The sequence below is a fragment of the Allostella sp. genome (genome assembly GCF_041913585.1).
Classification (GTDB): domain Bacteria; phylum Pseudomonadota; class Alphaproteobacteria; order ATCC43930; family Allostellaceae; genus Allostella.
This window is the reverse complement of record NZ_JAYSFE010000181.1, coordinates 1-6,698: the sequence shown is the minus strand read 5'-3', so window position 1 is coordinate 6,698 and position 6,698 is coordinate 1. Positions and strand designations below refer to the sequence as shown.

General features: G+C 74.7%; 3 protein-coding genes. 2 read left to right on the top strand and 1 reads right to left on the bottom strand.

Annotated features, from left to right (window positions below; all coding sequences use genetic code 11):
* Window positions 1-1,539, top strand: a 1,539-nt coding sequence (locus tag ACE3Q3_RS22075; RefSeq protein WP_374449623.1) for a glycoside hydrolase family 99-like domain-containing protein, incomplete at its 5' end; no start/stop codon positions are given.
* A 7-nt stretch (window positions 1,540-1,546) separates the two neighbouring features.
* Window positions 1,547-4,633: a rhamnan synthesis F family protein gene (locus ACE3Q3_RS22070; RefSeq protein WP_374449621.1), complete on the top strand. Its 3,087-nt coding sequence runs from the start codon at window positions 1,547-1,549 to the stop codon at window positions 4,631-4,633.
* Window positions 4,634-4,640: 7 nt separating this feature from the next.
* Here ACE3Q3_RS22070 and ACE3Q3_RS22065 read toward each other — a convergent pair whose 3' ends face one another.
* Complete coding sequence (locus tag ACE3Q3_RS22065; RefSeq protein ID WP_374449619.1) at window positions 4,641-6,503, bottom strand: hypothetical protein; 1,863 nt, start codon at window positions 6,501-6,503, stop codon at window positions 4,641-4,643.
* Window positions 6,504-6,698: the final 195 nt, after the last annotated feature.

Here is a 6,698-nt window from a genome sequence, read left to right as displayed (position 1 = left end):
GGCTTCTACGACCTGCGCCTGCCGGAGGTGATGGAGCAGCAGGCGACGCTGGCGCAGGCACACGGCATCCACGCCTTCTGCCACTACTACTACTGGTTCGACGGCCGCCGCCTGCTGGAGACGCCGCTCGCGGCGATGCTCGGCTCCGGCCGGCCCGACATGCCGTTCTGCCTGTGCTGGGCGAACGAGAGCTGGACCAGGGCCTGGGACGGCGCCGAGACCGACGTCATCGTCCCGCAATCCTACTCGCCCGGCTGCTTCGAGCGGCTGGTCGCCGACCTGCTGCCCTATCTCCGCGACCCGCGCTACCTCCGGATCGACGGCCGGCCGCTCCTCGTCCTCTACCGGCCGGGGCAGTTCCCCGACCGGCCGGCGGCGGTGGCGGAGATGCGACGGGCGGCCGCGCGGCACGGGATCGACCTCTGCCTCGCCGCCTGCCTCGCCTTCGGCTATGCCGACGCCGCCCTGGACGGCTTCGACCTCGCGATCGAGTTTCCGCCGCTCACCCTGCCCTCGGCCGACATCGCCGCCGGCGTCGCCTGGACCGAGCCCTTCCGCGGCCATGCCTACGACTACGACGCCCTGGTGACGCAGCACCTGCTGCAGCCCGAGCCCTCCTTCCCCACGGTCCGCACCGCCATGGTCGGTTTCGACAACACCGCCCGGCGCGGCGCCGACGCCCATCTCTTCCTCGGGGCGACGCCGGAACTCTTCGAGACCTGGCTGTCGGCACTGGTCGCGCGCAGCCGGCGGGTCGACCCGGCCGGGCGCCGCCTCGTCTTCGTCAACGCCTGGAACGAATGGGGCGAGGGCAACCATCTGGAACCCGACCAGCGCTTCGGGCGGCGCTGGCTCCAGGCCTGCGCGCGCGCGACGGCCCGGTCGGGCGCCGCGGGCGGGCCGCCCGGCGGCGGCATGACGGTCGAGCGGGCGCGGGCCGAGATGGAGCGGCTGGCCGCCGAGGCCGGTCGCGACGGCGGGCCGCTGCAGCGCGCCGTCGCCGTCCTGCGCGCCTTCGACGAACGCCTGCGGGCGGCGGAGGCGGCGACGGACTATCTCGGCCGCTACCATGCCGACTGGCTGCGCCATGTCGGCGGGCTCGACCCGCGACGGCCGGTGCCGGCGTCGGAGATCGGTCCGCCCGCCCGGCTGCGCCACGGCCGTCTGCGCGGGCATGTCGAGCATCCGACGGCGACGGCGACGGCGCAGCGCCGGAGCGAGCCGCTGGTCGTGCGCGGCTGGATCGTCGACGCCGACCCGCACCCGGACGGCCCGCCGCGCTGCCTGGTGGCGCTGGTCCCGGCCGCCCCGGAGGCCACGACCGAGCCGCTCTTCGCCGTCGCCGATCACGGCCTAGAACGGCGCGACGTCGGCGAGGCGCTGGCCGCGCCCGTCGACGATCGCGCCGGACGCAGCGGCTTCGCGATCCGCCTCGACCTGTCGGCGGTCGCGCCCGGTTCCTACTTCCTCCGGGTCGGCCTCGGCACCCTCGACGGCACCGCCTATCTGCCGCAGGCGATCCGGATCGAGATCGCCTGACACGGCCATGCGGGCCTCCGTCGTCGTCCCGGTCTTCAACCACCGCCGCTTCGTCGCGGCCGCCCTGTGGTCGGTCCACGCCCAGGGCTGGCAGGACCTCGAACTGGTCGTCGTCGACGACGCCTCCACCGACGGTTCCGCCGACCTGGTCGCGGAACTGGCCGACGACCCGCGCTTCGCGGCGCGCTTCCGCCGGCTCCAGATCGTCCGGGCGGCGCGCAACCGCGGCGCGGCAGCCACCATCGAGCACGGACTGGCGCTCGCGTCGGGCGAGGTCCTGGCCATCCTCAACTCCGACGACGCCTACCAGCCGGAGCGGCTGGAAGCCTGCATCGCGGCCCTCGAAGGCGGCGCGGCGCTGGCCTTCTCCGGCATCGCGTGCGTCGATGCGGGCGACCGGCCCGACCATTCGCCGCTCGCGGCCCGGCTCGCCGGACTGCCGGCCAGCGTCGGCGACCATCCGACCGTGGCGACCGCGTTCCTCGGCGTCAACCGGGCGGTGTCGAGCGGCAATCTCGTCTTCACGCGCGACCTGCACCGCCGGGTCGGCGGCTTCCGCGACCTGCCACTCTGCCACGACTGGGACTTCGTGCTGGGCGCCTGCCTCCAAGGCGAGCCGGTCCTGGTCGACCGGCCGCTCTACCGCTACCGGCTGCACGGCGCCAACAGCTTCCACAGCCTGACCCGGCAGGCCCAGGCCGAGGGCGAGGCGGTCGTCGGCCGCTTCCTGGAGGCGGTGCGCTGCGGCCGGGTCGGCAATCCGGCACTGGCGGCGATCGCCGCCGCCCCCGGCGTGCTCGACCGCCTGCTCAGGGTCGCCGGGCCCGGGGTCGCCGAGGTCGCCCGCGCGATCGACCAGGGACGGCGGCCGCGGCAGCCGGGCGAGACCCGCATCCCGGCTGCCCCGTCCTCCGCGCTCGATCGCTTCCTGCCCGCCGCCGCGCCGGCGCCGGACGCGCCCGGGCGGCCGCTGCTGCTGGTGGTGATCGCGGCCTGCGACCGCGGCGCCGATGCCGTCCTGGCGCTCAATCTCGCGGGCCATCTGCGGCGGACGCACGACCTCGTCCTGGTGGCGCTCGAAGGCGGCCCCCTGCTCGACACGCTGCAGCTCGCCCATGGCCGCGTCCTGGTGGCCGACCGGCGGCGCGCCGGCGAGCCGGGCCGGCTGCGGGAACTCGTCGACACGCTGCTGGAACGCGGTCCGCCGACCGCGGCGATCCTGGTCGGCGCCCAGCCGTCCGAACTGCACGACCGGCTCGCCGAGCGGCTGGTGCCGACGGTGCTGATCGCGCGCGACGCCGACGACCTGGCGCCGGCGGCACGCTGCACCGCCGTCGTCGCCGCCCGCCCGTCGCTGGAGCTGCCGGCGGACATGCCCGCCCGGATCGCCCCGATCGGCCCGTCCGAGTTTTCCATGGCCCGCTCCCGGGACGCGATGCGGGCCGAACTCGGCCGTCTGCGCGCCGAGCTCGGCCGCAGCGGCCGGGGCGGCGACCCGCCGCTGGTGATCGGGTTCGGCCCCCTGGAGCCGGCGGACGGCGTCCGGCGCTTCGCCGCCTGCGCCGCGGCGCTGCGGAACGGACGGGCGGAGCCGGCGCCGCAATGGGTGTGGATCGGCACCGGCCGCGCGATCGCGGAGACCGGTCCGTGGTCGCCGGCGGGCGTGACCATCCTCCCCGGGACGGAATCCAACGAGGCCGCCCTGCACCTGGCCGACCTCGTCCTGGCGACCGCCGACCGCGGGCTGCCGCTGGCGGCGCTCGACGCCACCGCCCGCGGCGTCCCGGTGCTGGCGCTTGCCGGAAGCGCCGCCGCCGCCGTGCTGGCAGCGACCCCCGAGGCGATCCTCGCCGATCCGGCGGCGCTGGCGGCGGCCGCCGCCGAAATCCTGGCCGCGGGCGGACGCCGCCATCCCCTGGCGGCCCGGCAGCGCGCCGCGACCGAGGCCGGCGCGACGATGGCCGGCCTTGCCGCCGCCGTCGGGGACATGGCGGCCGCGGCCAGCGCTCGGCTGGAGCAGGTGCGGCACGATATCGCGACCCTCGCCGGGGACGAGCGGTTCGACCCGGCGTTCCTCACGCCCGCGGGCGCCCACATCGAGGCCAGGGCGGAGGCGGCCCGCCGCCACCTCGTGGCGGGGCCCGGGGCGGGCGTGCCCCGCCGACCCTTCCCGGGCTTCCATCCCGGCATCTATGCCGCCGCGGCCGGGGCCGGACCCGGCGACCCGGGCGCGCGTTTCCTGCGCGCCGGCGGCCCGCCCGGCCCATGGCAGCGCGAAGTCATCTGCCCGTCGCTGCGGCCGGTCCGCTGCCCCGAGGGACTGCGGGTCGCCGTCCACCTCCATGCCCATCATCCGGACGTCGCCCCGGACCTGCTGCGCCGCCTGCCGCCGGCCCGGGACCTCGCCTACGAGCTGCTGGTGACCACCGACGAAGCCGCAAAGGGACGGCAGGTCGCGGACGCGGCGGCAGCCGCCGGGCTGCCGGCCGCCCAGGTGCGGGTCGTCCCCAATCGCGGCCGCAATCTGGGTGCGCTGCTCTGCGCCTGGGACCCCGGCTGGCACCGGCGCTACGACCTCGTCGGCCATTTCCACACCAAGCGCAGCCCGCACCTCCCCGGCCACGCCGCGGACGGCTGGCGGTCCTTCCTGCTGGAGAACCTGCTGGCCGGCGTCGCGCCGATGGTGGCTGCGATCCTCGCCCGCTTCGCCGCCGATCCCGCGCTCGGCCTCGTCCATGCCGACGACCCCCGTCTCTTCGGCTGGAACTGGCACGATCCGGCGGCCGGGACGGGCGATGCCGCGGCGTCCTTCGGCGCCGAGACGAACCTCGCCATCGCGCGCCGGCTGGCGCCGAAGCTCGGCCTCGGACCGCTGCCCACGCACATCGAGTTCCCGGTCGGGGCGATGTTCTGGGCCCGTCCCGACGCGCTGGCGCCCCTCCTCGACCTCGACCTCGCCTGGGACGACCTGCCGCCCGAGCCGCTGCCGCTCGACGGCACGATCCTGCACGCGATCGAGCGCCTCCTCGTGCTGGTCGCCGAGGCCAGGGGCTACCGCACCGCCGTCACCCACATCCCCGGCGTCCGCCTCTGAGGCCGGCTCAGGCGAAGAGCACGAAATCGTCGGCGGCGGCGGTGGCGGTCCGCAAGCCCCGTACCGTGACGGAATGGGCCGCGCCGAACCCGATCCGCATCGCGTCGGCGGCGCCGTCGCCGTCGCTGTCGACATCCGCCGAGAGCGCGAGGATCGCGGCGAAGCCGGCGAAGGGCAGCCCGTTGAAGGTCCCGCCCGGAACGTGGAAGGAGAGGACGTCGGCGGCGGGATCGAAGTCCTCGACGAGGTCGTGGCCATTGTCGGCGAAGAAGACGAACGCGTCGGCGCCGGCACCGCCGCCGAGCGTGTCGTGGCCGCGGTCGCCCATCACCGCGTCGTCGCCGTCCCCGCCGAAGACCCGGTCGTCGCCCTGGCCGCCGCGCACCTGGTCGGCCCCGGTTCCGCCGAAGACGAGGTCGTCGCCCAGTTCGCCGTTGACCCAGTCCTCGCCGCCGCCGCCGTCGACCGTGTCGCCGTCCTGGCCGCCGCGCACGGTGTCGTCCCCCTCGCCGCCGCGCACCTGGTCGTCGCCCTTGTTGCCGTTCACCTGGTCCGCGCCGTCGTCGCCGTCGACGCTGTCCGGCCCGTCGAGCCCGTAGACCGTGTCCTCGCCCGGCCCGCCGGCGAGGCGGTCGGCACCGCCGCCGCCGTCCAGCAGGTCGTGGCCGTCGCCGCCGGTCAGGGTATCGGCCCCGTCCAGCCCGGCGATCTGATCGTGGTGGTAGCCGCCGGCCAGTCGGTCCGCCGCCGCGCCGCCCACCAGCGCCAGGCCGTCGCCCTGGCGATCGCCGCCGTACCAGGCGCTCAGGACCTGCTCGGCCGCCTTGCCCTGGACGTTCTCGCCATAGGGGCTGAACAGGAACCGCGCCACGCCCGGCTGCGAACCCGGCACGAACCGGCTGAAGCTGTTGAAGGAGACGCCCAGCAGCCAGTCGCCCTGCTCGAGCGACAGCACCCGCAGGAAGCTCTCGTAGAGGTCGGCCTGTTCCTGCTCGTCGACGACCAGCGGGATCGAACCGTCGAAGATGCGGACATGGTCGCGGTTGGCGCCGTCGAAGGAGTGGAAGGTGCGGTCGTTGATGTAGACCGGTTTGCCGTAGTAGGCGGCGAGCGAGCGGAGATAGTCGACCGGACGGAAGCCCCGGGCATCGGCGTACCAGGCGGCGACCAGTTCGTCCGGCGACGGGTCGTCGCGCTCGGTCAGCGGTTCGGGGAAGAACCCCAGTCCGATCGAATCGACCGCGTCCCAGATCGCCTTCGGCGTCAGCCGGGTATGGTCGTTGCCGCCGGGAAAGACCGTCCCGTCGGTGTAGGCCATCGCGGTCAGATGGCCCGAAAAGACGGTCCGGATGGCGGCGGCGAGATCGATCCATCCCCGGGTGATCGGGCTCGCCGGATCGAAGCCGTAGGTCATGTGCTGTTCGAGGTCGGTGAACAGGCTGAAACGGACGGCGCCGATCTCTTCGGCGAAGGTCGCCCACTTCACCATTTCCTCGGTGTGGTGCCCCATCCAGGCGACCGGGTCCGACGGCATGATGCGGTCGGCGATGATGTTGTTCTGGTCGGTGGCGTTGGCGATCAGCGCCTGCGCCTGGAGTTCGACGGCGATGCCGCGCTCCTGCAGCAGGGCCGCGAACGCCGCGATCTTGTCGAGGGCGGGGTTGAACTGGGCCGTCAGGGCGTCGTCGTAGTCGTTGTCGGTGCCGTACTTCAGGACCGACGCGACGCTGATCTTGACCGCATTGGCGCCGGTCGCCGCGATCGCGTCCGCGAACGCCGGCAGCGGGATGAGGCCGGGGCGCTCGTCGAGATAGGTGACGCCGATGAGCGGCACCGAGACGCTGCTGATCTGGAACGGAGGGGCGGCCATGGGCGACCTGCGGGCGGTGGACCGGGGGAAATCCTACCGCCGGCCGCCCAACCGTCAATTGCTCACGGCCGCCCCCGAACAACGTCCGAGGTGCGCCGGTTCAGTAGATGTTGCCGCGCTCGTATTGCAGCGGCCAGGACCCCTTGCCCTTGAGGACGTTGGCGGCGCGCAGCGGCCAGTGCGGATCGGCAAGCA

What these genes read in the sequence shown, in the direction of transcription:
- ACE3Q3_RS22070 (WP_374449621.1), top strand. Translation starts at nt 1,547, where the DNA reads ATGCGGGCCTCCGTCGTCGTCCCGGTCTTCAACCACCGCCGCTTCGTC.
- ACE3Q3_RS22065 (WP_374449619.1), bottom strand. Translation starts at nt 6,503, where the DNA reads ATGGCCGCCCCTCCGTTCCAGATCAGCAGCGTCTCGGTGCCGCTCATC.